Genomic DNA, 18,013 nt, shown 5'->3' with positions numbered 1-18,013 from the left:
CAGAACGCCGCCAGGAGCGTCCAACTCCGCAGGCCTAGCGTTTCCCCTTTTTCCGGGATCCCTTGCCGCGGCCCTTGTCCGGGTTGGGCGCATAACGCTGCGCCACCTTGGGCTTCTTGGCGGCTCCGGTGCCGCGCCGGTCCGGCTTGGGCTCGCGTTTGGGTTTCTCCTGCTGCGCCGAGGGCTGGCGCGAGCTCGCCGCGGTGCGTCCGCGGACAATACCGATGAATTCCTCGATGACCTCGTCCGTGGCGTCGCTCGGCCAGGCCAGGGCAATCTCCGTGCCGGGCGCGCCCGTGAGCTTCCGCGCCACGGTGTCCTTGACGTTGAAGTGCCGGGCCACGGACATCGGCAGGATCACCAGCCCGGCACCGGAGGCCACCACTTGCAGGGCCATCGCGGGTCCGCCGAGCTCCTGCACATCGAGAAACGTCTCGGCAGACAGGTCCGCCAGGTCCACTTCTTCAAACAAGGAGACCTCGTGCCCCTTCGGTGCCACCACCACCGGCTGCTCCTCGTAGAGCGGGATCACGCTGAGGCCCTCGCGTTCCACCGGGAGCCGGACGAAACTCAGGTCCGCGGTACCGTCGCGGAGCACGGACAGCTGCGCGCCGTCGTCGGACATAAAGGAGTGCAGCGGAACATCGGGCATCCGTTCCTCCCAGCGGCGGATCCATTTTCCCGGTGTCACACCGGCCACGTACGCGAAGCGCAGCTCCCGCCCGACTGCGACGGCTGGGACGACGGCGGTTTCGTCGAGGGTCTGGGATGGTTCTTCTGCTGCGGACACATGTTCACAGTACCGCCCGGGGTGGCGCGGGGGTCCGTTTCGATGGCGGCACCGCGCTGATCCGGTACTGGGTTGGTACTGGGTTGGTGCCCTGCGGGCATCCCGGCAGATACCCTTGGACTATGACCTCTGCAGACTCCCAGTCCATGAAACCGGCCACCGTTGCCAAGAAGCTTGGCATCTACCTGCCGGCGACACCCCAGGAGTTCCAGGATTCAACCATTACCCGCGCTGATTTTGCCGATCTCCAGGCCAACCCGCCGGAGTGGCTCGCGGAACTGCGCCGCAACGGCCCGCACCCGCGCCCCGTGGTGGCGCAGAAGCTCAACGTCTCCATCGCCGGCCTGGCCCGCGGTGGTGTTGAGGAAGCGCTGACGACGGCGGAAATCACCGCACTGCTCCAGGCTCCCCCGGCCTGGCTGGTGGCCGAGCGCGCCACCCACGCCGCCGTCCGCGCCGAGGCCCAGCGGGTCAAGGACGAGGCCGCCAAGAAGGACGCCAAGAAAGCCCGCGCCAAGGCCGAATAGCGGCACGCGCTTTCTCCCGGCCCCACTTTTCATCCCGCGGACACAGGACTACGCTCGCGGAATGGGTCGGGGCCGCCGGTCCGATCCCGTCCGTATCCCAATTCACCTGCCACCGGCGGCGTATCGGGAAGGAACAAGGCCATGGCCTTCAAGATCGGATATTTTGTCGGGAGCCTCTCGAGCAATTCCATCAACCGCACTTTGTCCAGGGCGCTGATCCGGCTTGCGCCTGCGGAACTGGAGTTCACGGAGATCCCCATCAGGGATCTGCCGTTGTACAGCCCGGATTTTGATGCCGCTTTCCCACCCGTTGGGCAGGCCCTCAAAGATGCCATCTCGGCTTCCGACGGCATCCTGTTCGTCTCGCCCGAATACAACCGGTCCATCCCCGGAGCGCTCAAAAACGCCATCGACTGGGGATCCCGGCCGTGGGGCACCAACTCCTTCGCCCGCAAGCCCACCGGGATTATCGGCGCCTCCCCCGGCGGCATTGGGACGGCCGTGATGCAGTCCTCGTTCCGCAGCGTGCTGAGCTTCCTCGACGCCCCGCAGCTGAATGCGCCGGAGGCATACATCCGCTTCGTCCCGGAGGCCTACGGCGAGGACGGCGAGGTCAAGGACGAGGCTACGGCCGGGTTGCTGCGCCACTACATGGAGGAGTATGCCTCCTTCGTGGCGCGGGTCCTGGCCGCCAACGCACCGGGCCATATCGGCGACGAGCACCCGGACAAGGACAAGACGAGCCGTTAGGCAGAGTCAGGGCGCGGTGGTCCGGCATCTAGTCCTGGTGCAGCTGCACGAAGTTCCCGCAGCCGTCATCCAACACCACACTGGTTCCGCCGGGCCCTTCGGACGGTTCCCCCTGGAACATCACGCCCTTGGCCGCCAGCCGGTCGTATTCGACGCGCACGTCCGGCACGCCAAAGACGATTGCGGGTATTCCGGCGTCGTGAAGACCGTTCATGTAGGCCGCTCCGATCGGGTTGTCACTGGGTTCCAGCAGCAGTCCGGCGCCTCCGTCACCATCCGGATCCTTGATGATGTAGAGGTTGTGCTCCGGCATGGCCATCAGCGTTTCGAAGCCCAGCGTGCCGGTGTAGAACTCATGGGCCGAGGCTGGATCCTTGACGTGGATACTGCACATTTTCAGTCGCATGGCCCCTAGGCTACGCCGGGAGGCTCGGCGTAGGAACCGCGACGCGGCCTCCGCACGGGGCCTTGGCGCCTGGGTTTGCGTCCACGCTGGCGCCGGGCATTGCCCCGGCCCGGCAGGCATTGACGGCCCCGCCGCCAGGGATTCCAATGGAACTAGCGGAACAGCGCCCGCCCGGGACCGTTCCGGGGAGGTGTGCAATGACGCTTTCACTATCCGGCGCCCTCGCGGCCTGGCAGTTCCTGGCCCTCGCCATTTTGGTTGCCGGGGCAGCGTTCGCCGCGGTCTATTTCGCCCGCAAGCACCTGGCGGCCGACGACGGGCCTTCCGAAGGCGCGGACGGCGCGTTTTGGGACGCATTCGCCGGACTCGCCGTCATTGTCCCCGCCATCGTCCTGGCCTCCTCCACATGGCCTTGGGCCGGCCTGGCCCTCGGGATGCTGGCCGCGGGGGCTGCCCTGGCGGCCGTGGCTGCGGCACCCCGGCTGCTCCGCCGGCAGGAAGCCCGCCGGGCCAGCCGGGAAACCCGGCTCTTGAACGAGGCGGCCGCCGCACGGCACCGGAGCGCCCTCGCCCGGTGGCAGCGGTACGAACTGGATCCGGGATTCTCGATTGACTATCCCGCGATGAGCGATACCCGGCAACCGGAAACCGCGGCACTGATCCGGGCGATCAAGGCCGCCGAGGGCCTCGGCGGCCGTACGGACCGCGCCTGCACCGATGCCGCCTACGCCCCGGCCGTGGAACGGCTGGAACATGCCCTGGCTGCCGCCGAACGCGCGGCCGGCGTCAGCGCCGCCGGGCCGCGTGGCCCGGACCACGCGCACGGCTGATTCCCCGGAATTGCCGATCCGGCAGTTCGCGGCCACCTTGGAAAGGTTCCATCATGACTGACATCACGATCATCGGCAGCGGCAACATGGCACGGGCGATCGGGACCCGGGCTGTCGCCGCCGGGCGCTCCGTCCAGATCCTGGACCGGACGCCGGAGAATGCCGCCAAGCTCGCTGCTGAACTTGGCGGCACCCCCAACTCCGGCGGCCTGAGCGAGGTTCCCGAGGGCGACATCGTCATCCTCGCGCTGTACTTCGGCCCGGCCAAGGAAGTTGCCACGCATTTCGGCGACACGCTCAGCGGCAAGACGGTGGTGGACATCAGCAATCCGATCGACACCGAAACCTTCGACTCGCTGGTGGTCGACCCGGGGACGTCGGCGGCGGAGGAAATCGCCGCACTGCTCCCGGGCGCACGGGTGGTGAAAGCCTTCAACACCACCTTCGCCGGCCCGCTCGGGTCCGGGGAAGCCGGTGGCCAGCCGATGGATGTCTTCATCGCCTCGGACTCCGAAGAGGCCCGCAACGAGGTTGCGGTCTTCGCCGAAGCCGCCGGGCTGCGTCCGCTCCAGGTGGGCGGACTGCGCCACGCCCGCGAACTCGAGGGCTTCATGCTGCTGGTCATGGCGCTGCAGGTTAGCCCTGCGTATCCAACCTTTAACTGGGGCACCGGCCTGAAAATCACCGACTAGGAGCAGTCCGGTCCCGACCGGCCGTCATCGGCCCAGAGCGGTGATACTGAGCGATCATACGGAGCGGTGATATCAAGCGGCTATATCCACCGGTGAGACCGGACGGTGGCGCGGTTCAGCGCGCTACAGCTCGACCGTGCCGCTGTCGCCGACGCTCATCCGGCTGTTGGTCACCTTGGACTTGATCCACTGCAACACGGTCGCCGCCGTGCCGCCCGGGCTGGTCCAGTACTCGGCGGAGTCCGAGTCGACGTGGAGCAGGACCACCTCAGGGGTGTCCGGGCCGTCCGGGAACCAGGCCTCCACCACCTGATTCCACATGTCGTGGATCAGTTGCCGGTCAGTGACCACTTCAGCGGTCCCGGCCACCGAAACCCACTCGGTGCGCTTGCCGAAGGAGACGTTCACCGCCGGGTTGGCGCGGATGTGGGCCACCTGAGAGGTGGTCGCCGACGTGAAAAACCACATGTCGCCGTCGTCCTTGACCTCCTGGACGGCCAGTGGCCGGCTGACGAGCGCGCCTGCCTCATTGATGGTGGTGAACATTCCGATGTGCGAATCGTTGATGATGTCCGTGACCTTGCTGATGCTTTCGGCATCCGACATGCTCTCACCTCGTTCTGGTTCCGACGGAGGAAGGTCCCCCTCCGGACAGCCTATTGGTAAGTGTGCTTACTTTCCAATGGCTGCCGGCCGGAGACCTTCCCGGGATCTTCCCTGAACCGGCAGTGGGCTCAGTGCCCGCGGGTCAGGACCTGGCCCCTGAAGAACTCGGGGCGGAGCTTGGCCATGACCAGCATGAGCACCACGCCCAGCAGGATGACGCCCATGCCCAGGATGAAGACCAGCCCCACACCGCCGATCGACGACCCTGATCCGTACGCGGGATCCATGGAGTCGTAGGCGGTCTTGACGAACATGACCAGCAGGATGACGCCGCCCAGGAGTGGCGCGAGGAACTTGAAGAAGAAGGCCCTCGCTCCGCTGAACGCCTCGGCGCGGAAAAACCAGACACAGGCCAACGCGGTGATGCCGTAGTAGAAGCAGATCATCATGCCCAGGGCCGTGATGGTGTCCCACAGTGCGTTTTCCGACGTGGTCCGGGTGATGACATAGAACGCGGCGGCCGCGACGGCCGAGGCGATCGTGGCATAGCTCGGCGACTTGTATGTGGGGCTGATCCTGCCGAACTTCTGCGGCAGCGCCCGGTAATGGCCCATGGACAGCAGGGTGCGCGCCGGCGAGACAAATGTGGACTGCAGGGACGCGGCGGAGCTGCTCAGGATGGCCAGGGACATCAGGATGGCGAACGGGCCCATCACCGGTCCCGCCAGGACGGCGAAGATACTGCCCTGGTTCTCCGGATTTCCGGCGCCCAGCCCCGTGTCGCCGACGCCGGCGTAGCTCAGCGTGGCCAGTGCAACCGTCATGTAGATGATCACGATGACCAGCACGGTGATGGTGGCGGCACGTCCCGGCGTTTTCTCCGGGTTCTTGGTCTCCTCGTTCATGGTCAGCGTGACGTCCCAGCCCCAGTAGATGAAGATGGACAGCGAAACGCCGGCGGCGAAGGCGGAGAAGGATCCCACGGCGAACGGGTTAAACCAGTCCGGGGAGATGGCCGTGGCGTCAAAGGCGGTTCCGTTGGCGACATGGCTGAACGCTGAGACCGAGAACCAGGCGAGGACCAGCAACTGAAATCCCACGAGAACGTACTGGACGGTCTTGGTGGTTTCCATGCCGCGGTAGGAGATCCAGCACGCGAGGGCGATAAACACCAGCGTGGTCGCGATATTCAGCGGCAGGTTGGTAGTGAGGTCGGCGAGTTCGGGATTGCCGAAGATCTGCGCCAGCATGAGGTAGAAGAAGTCCACCGCGACGGCGGCCAGGTTCGAGAGCACGATGATGGTGGCGGCGATGAGTCCCCAGCCGCCCATCCAGCCAATCCAGGGTCCGAACGCACGCGAGGCCCAGGTGAAGGAGGTCCCGGCGTCGGGCATTGCGTTGTTCAGCTCCCGGTAGCCGAAGGCCACCAGCAGCATGGGGACAAAGCCCACCAGGAAGATCGCCGGCAGTTGCACGCCGACCTCGGCCACGGTGGGACCCAGGGCGGCCGTGAGGGTGTATGCCGGGGCGATACAGGAAATGCCGATGACGACGGCGCCAATGAGCCCCACCGATCCGGCTTTCAGGCCCTTTTCACTCAGTCCGTGCTGCTGTTCGGTCTGCGATCCGGTGTGCTGTCCTGTCTGCTGTCCTGTCTGCGACGGCTTGGACATCGCATGGTCTGCGCTCATTGTTGTGCCTCTCGGGGGGTGTCACTCGACGCTGAATGATTGAGGTGCTTGAGTTCATAGTCGCTGGGGACCACGATCATCGGCACCGGCAGGGCGCGCAGAATGCGGCCCGCTGTGCTGCCGAGGAAGATGGACCGGCCCTTGGCAAGCCGGCTGGATCCGATCAACAGGACCTCGCCGTCTTCCCAGTCCAGGCGGTCCACGGCTTCCTCGATGCTGCGCCCGTGGGCGACGACGATTTCCGTCTTCGCCTCTACCTGGGCTTCCGTCTTGGCCTCCCCCGGGACCTCTGCCTTCGCCTCCCCCGGGACTGCCGGCCCGCCGGCAGCCAGTGCGTCGGCAAGGCACTTGGCCGCATACTCCCGGGCCGCGTCGGCTGAATCGGCCGCATCGCCGTCGAGGGCCAGAAGCGACACCACGCGCAGCGGCACGTCCCGGTTCGCCGCCATGCCCAGGGCGAATTCGAGCAGCTTCTCCGCGCCGGCCCGGGTTCCGAGCCCGCAGCTGATCCGGGTCAAGGCCTCCTGGCGGTGGTAGCCGTGCGGTGCCAGGGCCACCGGAACGGGCGAGGCGTGGAGCAGTGCACTGGCCACCGACCCGATCGTGAACCGTTTGAAGAGCCCGGTGCTGGTGGCCCCGATGATGAGCATGTCCGCGCCCAGTTCCTCGGCCGCCTCGATCAGTGCGTGCGCGTCGGAATCATGGCTGCGGATGTGGGCCTGCGCCGGGACACTGGATGGAACCAGCGCCAGGGCCTGGTCGAGCCACTCCTGGGCCTGCTCGGTGAGCAGATTTTCGAAGCCCGCCTTCGGTGCGAGGGCATGCCCGGACTGCTGCACTTCGGGCACCACCAGCACAAGGTCCAGGCTCGCTCCACGCCCGAGCGCCAGGGAGACGGCCAGATTGACCGCATCATGGCCCCTGGCATTGGCTGAATACCCCACTACGTAACGCATCTGGCCGCTCTCCTAACTGATCTGGACTGCATTCAACTGAATTGTTGGGATTTTCTAAGAGGCGACGGACGCGCGGTCCGCAGCAGCGACGATCCGGGCCGCCGTGAGCTGCCCCATCCGGACGGCGCCGTCAACATGCTGGTAGCCCTCGGCCGCAAGGTCCGAGCAGGACCAGTAGATCGGTCCGACCGGCGTCAACTGGTCCTTGCCGTAGCGGTGCAGTCCGCCAAGATCGTAGCTGGCGGCGTAGGCCCCCCTGGTCCATTCCTCCGAACCCCAGTCGGACTCGTAGTAGACCTCGGGCTCCAGGGCCTTTTCGCCGAGGAAGGACGCAATCGATTCGAGGATGGTGCGGCGGCGGTCCTCCGCGCTGAGCTCGAACATGGCGTCGGCCTTCTCATCCGAGACAAAGCCCACCAGAGTGCCGCGCGGGTCCTCGTGGTTGGTGTTGTCGTAGACCTCCTGCACAATGGCGCCGGCGCCGAAGGCGGTTCCGGACAGGCCGTCTTCGCGCCAGAACGGGCTGCTGTAGACGGCGTGGACCTTAATGACCAGGCCAAGTGACTGGTGCTGGTGCATCTGGTGCTGGCGGCGGGGCAACGGCGGGTTGAAGGACACCCGGGTGTAGAGGTTCGGCGGCACGGCCATGATGACGAAACGTGCGTTCACCGTGGCCCGGTCGGAGACAGCAGTGACACGGTAGCCGCCGCTCGCGTCATCGGCCCAGTTGATGGTGCGGACCGGGCTGCCGAGGACGACGTCGTCGCCCAGTTCCGCGGCCTGCAGCAGCGAAACCTGCTGCATCCCGCCGACAACCCGCTTGTCCAGGATGAAGTCCTCATCCGTGAGGTTGGTGAAGGACCCCGCCGAGGCAGCCATGAGGACGGCCTGCAGGGCGGAGAAGGCGTGGGCCGGTTTGGTCAGCATGCCGCCGGCGATGAACAGGCCGATGTTGTTGCAGGCTTCCTCATCTGTTGAGTTCTGCCGCAGCCAGTGGTGAAAGGAGATGGTGTCCAGCTCGCGGGCCTTGGGGTGGGCCCACGGCTCCTCGGGAGCCATCTCCGCGGCCAGGGAGTCCAGCAATGCCGTGAGCTTGTCCATTTCGACGGCGGTGGTTTCGCTGACCGGGAAGGTGTCACCGGTGTACAGGGTGCGCTTGCCGTCCGCGCCAATGTAGACGGATTCGCCGTCGCGGTAGCGGGAATAGGTCTGCAGTCCGAGCTCATCCAGGAGCCCCAGGAGCCCGGTCTGGTCCGGCGAGACCCACTGGCCGCCGATCTCGAGCATGGCCCCGTCAACCGTGTCGGTCCAGGTCCGGCCGCCCACGCGGTCCCGCGCCTCGAGCACCGCCACACTGAGTCCGGCCCTTTTCAGCTCGCGGGCGGCGGTCAAGCCTGACGGGCCGGCTCCTACGATGACGACGTCGCGGTCAAGTTCCAGCATGATGTTCCTCCCCGTGGCCGCTAGAGTGATGCGGACCACAAAATGAATGACGTTCATTTAGAATGATAGACGGTCCACACGCTTCGGGGAAGACCCTCCGCCTAATGAATTTCGCCCGTAAAGTAGGGGCAGAACGGGCTCACCCCCAACCCGCCAGCCAAACCGAGAAGCCAAGCAGAGAAGAAAGGGCCGGAATGACGGCAGCAACCAGCGCCCCCGCCGATGCGCACGGCCCCGCCGCCGGGCCCCGCCGCCGCGCGGGACGGCCCGCCGCGGCCGTGCTGGACCAGCACGGCATCACCGTGGCGGCCCTGGAGCTGATTGGCAAGAGCGGCTACGACGGGTTCACCATGGCTGCCCTGGCGCGGACCCTCAACGTGGCTCCCTCGGCGCTGTACAACCATGTCTCGTCCAAACGGGACGTGCTGGTCCTCGTCCAGGACCACTTGACCTCGTTCGTGGACGTCACCGCCTTCGAGGCCGGGGACTGGGAACAGGCCGTGAGGGATTGGGCCTGGAGCTACCGCGATGTATTTTCCAAGCACACCCCGCTGATTCCCGTCATTGCCGTACTGCCCGTGACCGACGCGCCCAAGACACTGGCCATGTACGAGGCCGTCAGTGCCGGTTTCAGCCGCGCAGGCTTTCCGCAGGAGCGCATTGTCCCGGCCATTGTCGCGATCGAATCGTTCATCTTTGGCTCCGCCTACGACGTCACGGCACCCGCGGACATCTTCGATTCCGGCACCATGGCCGCGTCGACACCGCATTTCACCGCCGCCGTCCAGCGGCTGGCCGGGGAAGGCCATGAGAAACCGGCCGACGTCGCTTTCCGGCTGGGACTTGAGGCACTTCTCGCCGGGCTCGGGGCGCTGCGGGCAGCCTAGCGGTCCAGCAGCAGTAGTCCACCGCGGAGTTTCCCCACTTTTGACAGACCGGCGCCGCACCACACCGGCGGGTCGGCGCAACACGCCGGAGGAAGCCTTCGAATGTGGGGAAACCGGAAAACCCCGACGCCGGTTCTCCCGCGTGGGTTAAACAAAAGAACCCCGGTCCAAGACCGGGGTTCTTTCGATTGCGTGCGCGAGGGGGGATTTGAACCCCCACGCCCTTTCGGACACTGGCACCTGAAGCCAGCGCGTCTGCCGTTCCGCCACTCGCGCGCAACTTCTTCCACTCGGATAGGGCCGGTTTCCCGGACCGCCAACCTCGTAAAAGCAGCGAGATCAAGCATAACGGACAACTGCCGGAAAACACCAATCGAGCCCCAGAGCCCCCTGATTGGGGTCGTTTGCCGGCCACGTTTGCCCCGCCGCCGGGCGTCACGCGGGGACCCCGCCGCGGCCGTCCCGGCGGCGGTGTCCGCGCACGTCAGGGCGCGGCGGGCACTCATTTTGACGTCGCCCCGGCGGCGTCCGTTGAGGCCATTCCCAGACACGCCCAGTAGTATCTGATGTAGGAGTGTCCGCTGAGCGCGGGCTCGCAAAAGTTGGAAACCGAGTTCCGGAACGAACGCTGCCCCGCAGCCACCAGGAAAGGAGAAGGACCATGGGATTGCTGGACAAAGTCGAGCGCGGCATCGAAAAGGCCGTCCGCGGAGTCTTCTCCACCGGTTCCCGCGCCCAGGTTGAGCCTGTCGAGATCGCGAGCCGCCTCCGCACCGAGGTGGACAACAAGGCCATCACGATTGCCGCGGGACGCACCCTGGCCCCTAACGTTTTTGACGTACTCCTCAGCAGCGATGACTTCCAGCGCGCCCAGGAATGGGGCACACCGCTCGCGGAGGAGCTGTGCGACGTCGTCATCAACCATGTCCGCAGCCAGGGGTACACCCTCCAGGGCCCGGTCCGGATCAGTTTCCGCCGCGATGAGGAGCACCGCGCCGGGAATTTCGACATCACCTCGCGGACCGAGAAAGCCTCCGCCCCTTCCGTCCCGGCTCAGCCGGGTATTCACGGCAATGTACCCGCGGCTCCGACACGCCAGCCTGCACAGCTTCAGCCTGTACTGGACATCGACGGCCAGCGCTATTCGCTGAACGCGCCCTCAATCGTCCTCGGACGGTCCTCCGAAGCAGACATCCTTATTGACGACACCGGCGTTTCGCGCCGCCACCTGGAAATCCGGACTGGGCCTGGCACGGCTCAGGCGATCGATCTCGGCTCCACGAACGGCAGCTACGTCAACGGCCAAAAGATCGTAGGCAGTTCGGAGCTTGCTGACGGCGCCACGATCATGATGGGACGAACCAAAATCATCTTCCGCCTACTGCCCGCCCACCCAGGCGGCCGCGCATGAGCGAATTGACCATCACGGCCCTGCGTTTCGGGTTCCTCATCCTCCTGTGGGTGCTGATCTTCAGTATTGTCTCGGCCATGCGCCGCGACCTGATGATCGGCCGCAAGGCGGCGGCCGGTGCCCCCACGGCACGCCAGGTGCGCAAGAATCCTTCCCTTGCCGAACCGCCGCCGGCCCCCGTCAAACAGCAGGCCCGCCAGCTGATCGTGACCGAGGGACCGTTGAAGGGCACCACCATCGCCCTCGCGGCGAGCCCCATCCTCCTGGGCCGGGCACAGGAAGCCACCCTGGTCCTGGAGGACGACTACGCCTCGGGCCGCCATGCCCGCCTGTTCCCGCAGGGCAGCCGCTGGTTCATCGAGGACCTCGGCTCCACTAATGGCACGTATCTGGCAGACCAGCAGCTGACCCGGGCCCTCCCGGTGGAGCTGGGCGTCCCCGTGAGAATCGGCAAGACGGTCATCGAATTGAGGCCGTAGCCGTGGCTGCCCCGGAATTTCCCGCAGACAGGGCCGAAGGCAAGACAACTGCCCCGAAGCGGCCGCTGATCATGCGCTACGCCGCGCGCTCAGACGTCGGCCGCATACGCGCCAAGAATGACGACTCCGCCTACGTCGGCCGGCACCTCGCCGTCGTTGCCGACGGCATGGGTGGCCATGCCGGCGGCGACGTCGCCTCTGCCGCGACCGTCCTGGACATGATCCATCTGGACCATGACGACTACGACGGCGACCCCGGCACCGTCCTCGCCGACGAAATCCAGACGGCCAACTCCCTGCTGTCCGAACTGGTCCACATGAATCCCAAGCTTGCCGGGATGGGTACCACGGTGACGGCCCTGCTCCTCGCCGAAGGAAAGCTCCACTTCGCCCACATCGGCGACTCCCGGGCCTACCGGCTGCGTGACGGCGAGTTCGAACAGGTCAGCGTCGACCACACCTTTGTCCAGCGGCTCATCGATGAGGGCCGGCTCCGCCCCGAAGAGGCCGAAACGCATCCGCACAAGAACGTCCTCATGCGCGTGCTGGGGGACGTCGATGCCAGCCCGGAGCTGGATCTTGACACACTGGCTGTCCAGGCCGGGGAACGATGGCTGCTCTGCTCGGACGGCCTGAACTATGTGGCCGGCCACGTCGTGGAGCGCACCGTCCGGGAGACGAAGGACCTGGGCGAATGCGCCGAACTGCTGGTTGAACTCACGCTGGAGGCCGGCGCCCCGGACAACGTGACCGTGGTGGTACTCGACATTGCCGAGCCGACCCGTGATGACGTCCGGACCGCCGTCGTCGACGTCGTGCCCGCGCCCGCAGCGGCCGCCGGGACGTCAGCGCCCGCGGCCCCGGCCGGAACCCTGGCCGGGTCCCTGGCCGGCAGCACCGTTGGTGCCGCGAAAACCCCCGGCGGGTCCGTAAAGAAGGACAACTCCGCCCAAGACACCGGGTCCGCCGCGCTGGCCACCGCGGCAGGAGCCTCAGGGCCGCCGCCGGCCGACCCCGCCCCAGGGTCCCCGGCCGACGGCAAGCCGCCGGGCGCCGCCGCACAGAAGGCTGCCGAGGGCAAGGAGCCCGAGACCACCACCGACCCGCATCTGGGTGAACATCTCTCGGCCGAAGTCCTGCGGGAAGAACTCTCCATGCGCCCGCACGAACTTGTCGGGGCCGCCGCCGCAGCGGCGGAATCAGGTTCCATTCCTTCCATCGCCGGACGCACCGTGGCCCGCCGCGCGGCCACGGTCCTCACGCACAAGTCCGAACAGGACCGCGAGGAGGCCGACGACTTCAGGCCCGCCGGACGGCCGCGCCGGTGGCTCACCGTATCCATTGCCGCCGCGATCGTCGCGCTGCTCGCCGTCGGACTCTGGCTTGGCTACGCCTGGACCCAGACGCGCTACTACATCGGCGAACACGATCAGCATGTGGCCATCTTCAACGGCGTCTCCCAGCGTCTCGGGCCCATCCAGCTTTCCACTCTCGAAGCGGTAACCGATATCAAGATGTCCGACCTTCCCGAATTTTCGCAGCAGCGGGTGCGCCTGACTGTGCCCGCCCGCGACCTCTACGACGCGCAGCGAATCGTCAAAAACCTGGAACGCACCGGCACGACCGCCCCGGCCGATGAATGCCTCACCCCGTCCCCCGCAGCGACGGCCGCCGGTGCCACCCCCTCCCCCGGCAGCACGGCCAAGCCGGGCTCCACGGCGTCGCCAAGTGCCACAGCCTCCCCTGGAGCGGCCAAGCCGTCGCCATCCGCCACCCCGACTACGAATTGCGAGGGGGCCAAATGACACCCATCGACCCCGTGCCCAGGCCACGACGAAACGTGGAGCTGGTCCTCCTGGTCCTCGCCCTCGCCGTAGGGATTGGTGCCCAGGCGCTCGTGGGCGTGGACCGGCAAAAAGCGTTCGACACCGACTTCTGGTTTCAGTCCGGACTCCTGGCGTTGGCCGCCCTCGCCTTCCATGTGGTGCTGCGGCTCCGCGCAAAATATGCCGACCCGGTAATACTTCCGCTCGTGGTCGCCCTTAACGGGCTGGGCCTGGCCATGATCCACCGGCTGGACAGGGTAGGCGAAGACACCGGCAACAACCAGCTGCGCTGGACCCTGGTGGCCATGGCGGTCGCGATCGCGGTCATTTGGTTCCTCAAGGACCACCGGATCCTGCGCCGCTTCACCTATATCTCCCTGGCCATCAGCGCCGTGCTCCTCATCCTGCCGCTGGTTCCCGGCATCTCCGCCGGAGAGGTCCTGGGTGCCAGCGTCTGGATCAAGATCGGTTCCATGACCTTCCAGCCGGGTGAAATCGCCAAGATCACGCTGGCCATCTTCTTTGCCGGCTATCTGTCGTCGAACCGGGACCTGATCCTGCTGGCTGGCCGCAAGATCGGCCCGGTGCAGTTCCCACGGTTCAAGGACATGGGCCCCATGATCACCGCCTGGCTCGTGAGCATCGGCGTGCTGGTCTTCCAGCGTGACCTCGGATCCTCGATCCTGTTCTTCGGCCTGTTCCTCGTCATGATCTACGTCGCCACGAGCCGCATCAGCTGGGTGATCATCGGCCTTGTGTTGATTGCCGTCGGCGGCTTCGTCGCTGCCCGCGTGTTCTCGCACGTGGCCCTGCGGATCGACGGCTGGCTCAACGCGTTCACCGATGAGGTCTACGGCCGGCAGTTCGGCGGCAGCCTTCAAATTGTCGAGGGCTTGTTCGGCATGGCCAACGGCGGACTGGTCGGCACCGGCCTCGGCCAGGGCCGGCCCAACCTCGTCCCCTTCGCCAACAGCGACATGATCATTGCCTCCTTTGGTGAGGAACTGGGCCTGATCGGCGTCTTCGCGATCGTCCTGATGTACCTGCTGCTGTTCACCCGGGGCTTCCGCGCCGCGCTGGGCACCCGCGACGCGTTCGGCAAACTGCTCGCCACCGGGCTCTCCTTCGCGATCGCGCTGCAGTGCTTTGTGGTGATCGGCGGCGTGACGCGCCTGATCCCGCTGACCGGACTTACGACGCCGTTCCTCGCCGCCGGCGGGTCCTCGCTCCTGGCGAACTGGATCATTGTGGGTCTGCTGCTCATGATTTCGCACTCCGCGCGCGGCCCGGTGGATACAACGCCACTGCCGCCCGGCCAGGAACCCGGTGCGCGCAAGAACTTCCCCGTGCTGCCTGCCAAACCGGCGCCGGATCCCCGAAACAGTCCCGACGCACCCACCGAGGCGGTGAAACAGCTGTGAACCAGGCCATCCGCAATTCATGGATTGCCGCCATCGCGATGTTCGTGCTGGTCTTCGGCGCGCTCAGCTATGTGCAGGTGGTTGGCGCCGACGAGCTTAAGGCCAACGCCTGGAACAGGCGCGCCATCCTGCAGAACTACTGCAACGACCGCGGTGCGATCATTGTCGGCGGCACCCCGGTGGCAGAGTCCGTGCCCGCCACGGAGAGCTGCAAATTCCAGCGGACCTACTCCCAGCCCGAGCTCTACGCGGGCGTCACCGGCTACTTCTCCAAGAACTACGGCCTCACCGGACTCGAGAAGTCGATGAACGATGTCCTGGCCGGCAGTTCGGACCAGCAGTTCCTGGACCGGGTGGGCCAGTTGTTCCTCGGCAACCAGCCCAAGGGCGCGTCCGTGGAGCTGACCCTGGACCCCAAACTCCAGAAGCTTGCCTACGACCTCATCCCGGACGGCATTCGCGGGCACATCGTGGTCACCAACCCGAAGACCGGCGCGGTCCTGGCCATGGTGTCCAAACCGTCCTATGACCCCAACCTGATTGCCACCCAGGACCCGGCCGCCGAACAGGCCAATTACACCGAGCTGAACCAGGTCCCCGGGATCAACCTGAACCAGAACGTCTCTGGACCCACGGGCGAGCTGCTGGCACCGGGATCGGTGTTCAAGCTCATTGACACATCTGCGGCGCTGAAATCGGGCAAGTACAACAAGGACAGCGACCTGCCCAACCCGGCCGAGATGTCCTTCCCGGGCATCGACTACAAGCTGCCCAACTACGCGGGCGGCAACTGCTACACGCGCACGACGGCGTCGTTCGCGTTTGCCCTGCAGCAGTCCTGCAACACACCGTTCGCCAGTATCGCACTGGACCTGGGGCAGAAGGCCATCGGGGACGAGGCGGAGAAATTCGGCTTCGGCCAGGACTTCGGCGACCAGCTCAAGCTGGACAGCGCCCCAAGCTTCTTCCCGAGCGAACCGCTGGACGACGCCGGGCTGGCGCAGTCCTCGATCGGCCAGCGCGACGTCCGCGCCACACCGCTGCAGATCAACACCATGACGGCGGCGATCGCCAACGACGGAGTACAGATGCAGCCGAACCTGATCAAGGCCGTACGCGCCCCTGACCTGCGGACGATCAGCGAACCGAAACCCCAGGCCCTGCGCACCGCCACGAGTCCGGAGATCGCACGGCAGGTCAACGAGTGGATGGTCAGCGTCGTCGACGACGGCATCGCACACCGTGCGGCCGTGCCCGGTGTCCAGGTGGCCGGCAAGACCGGTACCGCAGAACTCGGCAACGGCCTGAACAATTCTTGGTTTACCGGGTTCGCCCCGGCAAATGACCCGCAAGTGGCCGTCACCATCGTCATGGAAGGCGTAGACATCACCACTGGCGCAAATCTAACCAGTCCGAACGCGAAGAAGATTTTTGAGGCGGTGTTGAATAAGTGAGGCCTACTTCGGGAATCACCCTCGGCGGCAGATTCCAGCTGACCACGCGCATTGCGATCGGCGGCATGGGAGAAGTCTGGAAAGCCAAAGACCTGATCCTTGGCCGCATCGTCGCCATCAAGGTGCTCAAGGAGGAATACACGGGCGACCCCGGATTCCTGCAGCGCTTCCGCGCCGAGGCACGCCATACCGCCCTGCTGAACCACGTGGGCATCGCCAACGTCTTCGATTACGGCGAGGAAGAGGGTTCCGCCTACCTGGTCATGGAACTGGTTCCGGGGCAGCCGCTGAGCAGCATCATCGAGCACGAACAGGTGCTGTCCCCGGACCGCACGCTTTCGATGATCGCGCAGACGGCGCGGGCCCTGGCCGTCGCGCACGCGCAGGGCCTCGTGCACCGCGACGTCAAGCCGGGGAACCTGCTCATCACCCCCGACGGCCGCGTCAAGGTCACCGACTTCGGCATCGCCCGCCTGGCCGACCAGGTTCCGCTGACCCAGACCGGCCAGGTGATGGGCACCGCCCAGTACCTGGCACCCGAACAGGCCACGGGGCAGACTGCCACTGGAGCCTCGGACATCTACTCCCTCGGCGTGATCGGCTACGAGTGCCTCACGGGCCACCGGCCGTTCTCCGGGGAATCCCAGATCGCCATCGCGCTGGCCCAGGTCAACGACGCGCCTCCGCCGCTGCCGGACACACTGCCCAGGCCCGTCCGCGCCCTGCTGATGTCCATGCTGGCCAAGGATCCGAAGAACCGCCCGGCCGACGCCATCAAGCTGTCCGAGGCGGCCGAGGCCATCCGCAACGGTGATATCGCCGCCGCACACGCAGCCGTACCGGGCATGCTGCTTTTCGAGGCAGCCACCGGGCCCATCACGGCCCCCGTCGACGTCCCCACAGCGGCCACCAGCGTCATTGGCTCCAGCGCCGCGGAGGACAAGTCGACGTCGGCGACGTCCGCGCTGCCCGTCGTGGGCGCCGCCGGTGCAGGTGCAGCCGCCGGCCTGGCAGCCGGCGCTGCCGCAGCCAGCGGCTACGGCGCCCGCAACGCCCTCAACCGCGCCGACGCCCTGGCGGCCGAGCGAAGCTGGGTGCAGGAAGAGGAGGAAGAAGACTACGACGAGCCGGAGGAGGAGCCGAAGCGCCGCGGACGAAGCCCGTGGACCTGGCCGCTGATTGCGTTGATCCTGCTGGTGGTGTTCGTCCTGGTCGGTGTGGTCCTGAGCCAGGCCGGCAGTCTCTTCCCCTCGCAGGGTCCGGCCACGAGCAGTGCCACGTCCAGCATCGCGAAACCGAGCAGTGCCACGCCGTCGGCGTCGTCGGCTACCCCGACCGAGACGCCCACCCCCACGCCCAGCTCCGCGAAACCCACCGAATCCACCCCGGCAGCGGTCAACCTGATCCCGGATGCCTACCTGGGGCGGCCGTACAACGATGTCCGCAACGAGCTGATTGGCAAGGGGCTGCAAGTCACCGGTGTCGAGGTCGTCAACGACGCGACGCCAGGCACCGTCACCAACATCGATCCCTCCGGTGCGGTCCAGCCGGGCACCACCATCACCGTCAGCTACTCCAAGGGCCCGGAAATGGTCGAGGTCCCGTCCATCAAGGCGGGCGTCAGCGAGGCTGAAGCCCAGCAGGCCATCCAGGACGCCGGGCTGCGCTGGGCCAAGGGAGCCGACGTCAGTCCCACGAACAAGAACGAAGATCCGGGCACGTTCGTGAGCTCGCAGCCTCCTTCCGGGTCCAAAGTGACCGCCGGAAGCGTCGTGACCTACCACCTCGCCAAGGCCACGGCCACATCCCCTTCACCGTCACCTACCAAGTCCGGACCCTAAACG

At 66.4% G+C, this 18,013-nt stretch carries 17 protein-coding genes and 1 tRNA gene; 11 read left to right on the top strand and 7 right to left on the bottom strand.

The annotated features are described in order from the left end of the window. Nucleotides 1-34 precede the first annotated feature (34 nt). The gene (locus tag ARTB_RS06170; RefSeq protein WP_439954090.1) at nucleotides 35-790 is read right to left on the bottom strand and encodes a LysR family substrate-binding domain-containing protein; all 756 of its coding nucleotides are present in this window, start codon (nucleotides 788-790) and stop codon (nucleotides 35-37) included. A gap of 122 nt (nucleotides 791-912) precedes the next feature. Between ARTB_RS06170 and ARTB_RS06165 the strand changes: the two genes are divergently transcribed. Together ARTB_RS06165 and ARTB_RS06160 are read left to right on the top strand one after the other, a co-directional pair. Next, nucleotides 913-1,317 (top strand): DUF5997 family protein, encoded by a 405-nt coding sequence (locus tag ARTB_RS06165; protein WP_243178176.1) that lies wholly within the window; start codon nucleotides 913-915, stop codon nucleotides 1,315-1,317. Nucleotides 1,318-1,458: 141 nt separating this feature from the next. Next, a complete protein-coding gene (locus ARTB_RS06160; protein ID WP_028278218.1) occupies nucleotides 1,459-2,067 on the top strand; it encodes an NADPH-dependent FMN reductase in 609 nt (202 codons plus the stop codon). Nucleotides 2,068-2,095: 28 nt separating this feature from the next. On the opposite strand, the gene ARTB_RS06155 is transcribed toward ARTB_RS06160, so the two are convergent. Then, nucleotides 2,096-2,473 (bottom strand): VOC family protein, encoded by a 378-nt coding sequence (locus ARTB_RS06155; protein ID WP_243178175.1) that lies wholly within the window; start codon nucleotides 2,471-2,473, stop codon nucleotides 2,096-2,098. Between the two features lie 197 nt (nucleotides 2,474-2,670). On the opposite strand from ARTB_RS06155, the gene ARTB_RS06150 reads away from it, so the two are divergent. After that, nucleotides 2,671-3,303, top strand: coding sequence for a hypothetical protein (locus ARTB_RS06150; protein ID WP_243178174.1), 633 nt, complete (start codon nucleotides 2,671-2,673; stop codon nucleotides 3,301-3,303). A gap of 53 nt (nucleotides 3,304-3,356) precedes the next feature. After that, nucleotides 3,357-3,995: an NADPH-dependent F420 reductase gene (locus ARTB_RS06145; RefSeq protein WP_243178173.1), complete on the top strand. Its 639-nt coding sequence runs from the start codon at nucleotides 3,357-3,359 to the stop codon at nucleotides 3,993-3,995. Nucleotides 3,996-4,118: 123 nt separating this feature from the next. Here ARTB_RS06145 and ARTB_RS06140 read toward each other — a convergent pair whose 3' ends face one another. The 4 genes from ARTB_RS06140 to ARTB_RS06125 form a co-directional block, all read right to left on the bottom strand. After that, nucleotides 4,119-4,601 (bottom strand): pyridoxamine 5'-phosphate oxidase family protein, encoded by a 483-nt coding sequence (locus tag ARTB_RS06140; RefSeq protein WP_018775641.1) that lies wholly within the window; start codon nucleotides 4,599-4,601, stop codon nucleotides 4,119-4,121. A 128-nt stretch (nucleotides 4,602-4,729) separates the two neighbouring features. Beyond that, entirely contained in the window at nucleotides 4,730-6,292 is a 1,563-nt protein-coding gene (locus ARTB_RS06135; RefSeq protein ID WP_243178172.1) for an APC family permease, read from the bottom strand. Continuing rightward, nucleotides 6,289-7,248, bottom strand: coding sequence for a universal stress protein (locus ARTB_RS06130; RefSeq protein ID WP_243178171.1), 960 nt, complete (start codon nucleotides 7,246-7,248; stop codon nucleotides 6,289-6,291). The genes ARTB_RS06135 and ARTB_RS06130 overlap by 4 nt, the downstream gene beginning before the upstream one ends. Nucleotides 7,249-7,302: 54 nt before the next feature. Then, on the bottom strand, nucleotides 7,303-8,691 hold the full coding sequence (locus ARTB_RS06125) for a flavin monoamine oxidase family protein (protein ID WP_243178408.1): 1,389 nt from the start codon (nucleotides 8,689-8,691) through the stop codon (nucleotides 7,303-7,305). 194 nt (nucleotides 8,692-8,885) lie between these two features. Here ARTB_RS06125 and ARTB_RS06120 point away from each other — a divergent pair, with 194 nt between their 5' ends. Beyond that, nucleotides 8,886-9,578: a TetR/AcrR family transcriptional regulator gene (locus ARTB_RS06120; RefSeq protein ID WP_243178170.1), complete on the top strand. Its 693-nt coding sequence runs from the start codon at nucleotides 8,886-8,888 to the stop codon at nucleotides 9,576-9,578. A 193-nt stretch (nucleotides 9,579-9,771) separates the two neighbouring features. Here ARTB_RS06120 and ARTB_RS06115 read toward each other — a convergent pair. Next, nucleotides 9,772-9,854, bottom strand: a tRNA-Leu gene (locus tag ARTB_RS06115). A gap of 385 nt (nucleotides 9,855-10,239) precedes the next feature. Here ARTB_RS06115 and ARTB_RS06110 point away from each other — a divergent pair. From ARTB_RS06110 to ARTB_RS06085, 6 genes are read left to right on the top strand one after another with little or no spacing between them, the layout of a single operon-like run. Continuing rightward, nucleotides 10,240-10,989, top strand: a complete 750-nt coding sequence (locus ARTB_RS06110; RefSeq protein ID WP_243178169.1) for an FhaA domain-containing protein — start codon at nucleotides 10,240-10,242, stop codon at nucleotides 10,987-10,989. Next, the gene (locus tag ARTB_RS06105; protein ID WP_018775647.1) at nucleotides 10,986-11,468 is read left to right on the top strand and encodes an FHA domain-containing protein FhaB/FipA; all 483 of its coding nucleotides are present in this window, start codon (nucleotides 10,986-10,988) and stop codon (nucleotides 11,466-11,468) included. Before ARTB_RS06110 ends, ARTB_RS06105 begins: the two co-directional genes overlap by 4 nt. Before the next feature lie 2 nt (nucleotides 11,469-11,470). Further along, entirely contained in the window at nucleotides 11,471-13,273 is a 1,803-nt protein-coding gene (locus ARTB_RS06100; RefSeq protein ID WP_243178168.1) for a PP2C family protein-serine/threonine phosphatase, read from the top strand. Continuing rightward, complete coding sequence (locus tag ARTB_RS06095; RefSeq protein WP_028278228.1) at nucleotides 13,270-14,715, top strand: FtsW/RodA/SpoVE family cell cycle protein; 1,446 nt, start codon at nucleotides 13,270-13,272, stop codon at nucleotides 14,713-14,715. Before ARTB_RS06100 ends, ARTB_RS06095 begins: the two co-directional genes overlap by 4 nt. Beyond that, a complete protein-coding gene (locus tag ARTB_RS06090; protein ID WP_243178167.1) occupies nucleotides 14,712-16,169 on the top strand; it encodes a peptidoglycan D,D-transpeptidase FtsI family protein in 1,458 nt (485 codons plus the stop codon). Before ARTB_RS06095 ends, ARTB_RS06090 begins: the two co-directional genes overlap by 4 nt. Beyond that, on the top strand, nucleotides 16,166-18,010 hold the full coding sequence (locus ARTB_RS06085) for a protein kinase domain-containing protein (RefSeq protein WP_243178166.1): 1,845 nt from the start codon (nucleotides 16,166-16,168) through the stop codon (nucleotides 18,008-18,010). Before ARTB_RS06090 ends, ARTB_RS06085 begins: the two co-directional genes overlap by 4 nt. The last annotated feature ends 3 nt before the right edge of the window (nucleotides 18,011-18,013 follow it).

It is taken from the genome of Arthrobacter humicola (assembly GCF_022803015.1).
Lineage (GTDB): Bacteria > Actinomycetota > Actinomycetes > Actinomycetales > Micrococcaceae > Arthrobacter > Arthrobacter humicola_A.
Note: the sequence above shows the minus strand (reverse complement) of the source record. Positions and strands in the feature narration are given on the sequence as shown.

Coding starts and splice junctions, on each gene's coding strand:
- ARTB_RS06145 (WP_243178173.1), top strand. CDS start 3,357: ATGACTGACATCACGATCATCGGCAGCGGCAACATGGCACGGGCGATC.
- ARTB_RS06155 (WP_243178175.1), bottom strand. CDS start 2,473: ATGCGACTGAAAATGTGCAGTATCCACGTCAAGGATCCAGCCTCGGCC.
- ARTB_RS06165 (WP_243178176.1), top strand. CDS start 913: ATGACCTCTGCAGACTCCCAGTCCATGAAACCGGCCACCGTTGCCAAG.
- ARTB_RS06135 (WP_243178172.1), bottom strand. CDS start 6,292: ATGAGCGCAGACCATGCGATGTCCAAGCCGTCGCAGACAGGACAGCAG.
- ARTB_RS06125 (WP_243178408.1), bottom strand. CDS start 8,691: ATGCTGGAACTTGACCGCGACGTCGTCATCGTAGGAGCCGGCCCGTCA.
- ARTB_RS06130 (WP_243178171.1), bottom strand. CDS start 7,248: ATGCGTTACGTAGTGGGGTATTCAGCCAATGCCAGGGGCCATGATGCG.
- ARTB_RS06095 (WP_028278228.1), top strand. CDS start 13,270: ATGACACCCATCGACCCCGTGCCCAGGCCACGACGAAACGTGGAGCTG.
- ARTB_RS06120 (WP_243178170.1), top strand. CDS start 8,886: ATGACGGCAGCAACCAGCGCCCCCGCCGATGCGCACGGCCCCGCCGCC.
- ARTB_RS06160 (WP_028278218.1), top strand. CDS start 1,459: ATGGCCTTCAAGATCGGATATTTTGTCGGGAGCCTCTCGAGCAATTCC.
- ARTB_RS06140 (WP_018775641.1), bottom strand. CDS start 4,601: ATGTCGGATGCCGAAAGCATCAGCAAGGTCACGGACATCATCAACGAT.
- ARTB_RS06150 (WP_243178174.1), top strand. CDS start 2,671: ATGACGCTTTCACTATCCGGCGCCCTCGCGGCCTGGCAGTTCCTGGCC.
- ARTB_RS06110 (WP_243178169.1), top strand. CDS start 10,240: ATGGGATTGCTGGACAAAGTCGAGCGCGGCATCGAAAAGGCCGTCCGC.
- ARTB_RS06105 (WP_018775647.1), top strand. CDS start 10,986: ATGAGCGAATTGACCATCACGGCCCTGCGTTTCGGGTTCCTCATCCTC.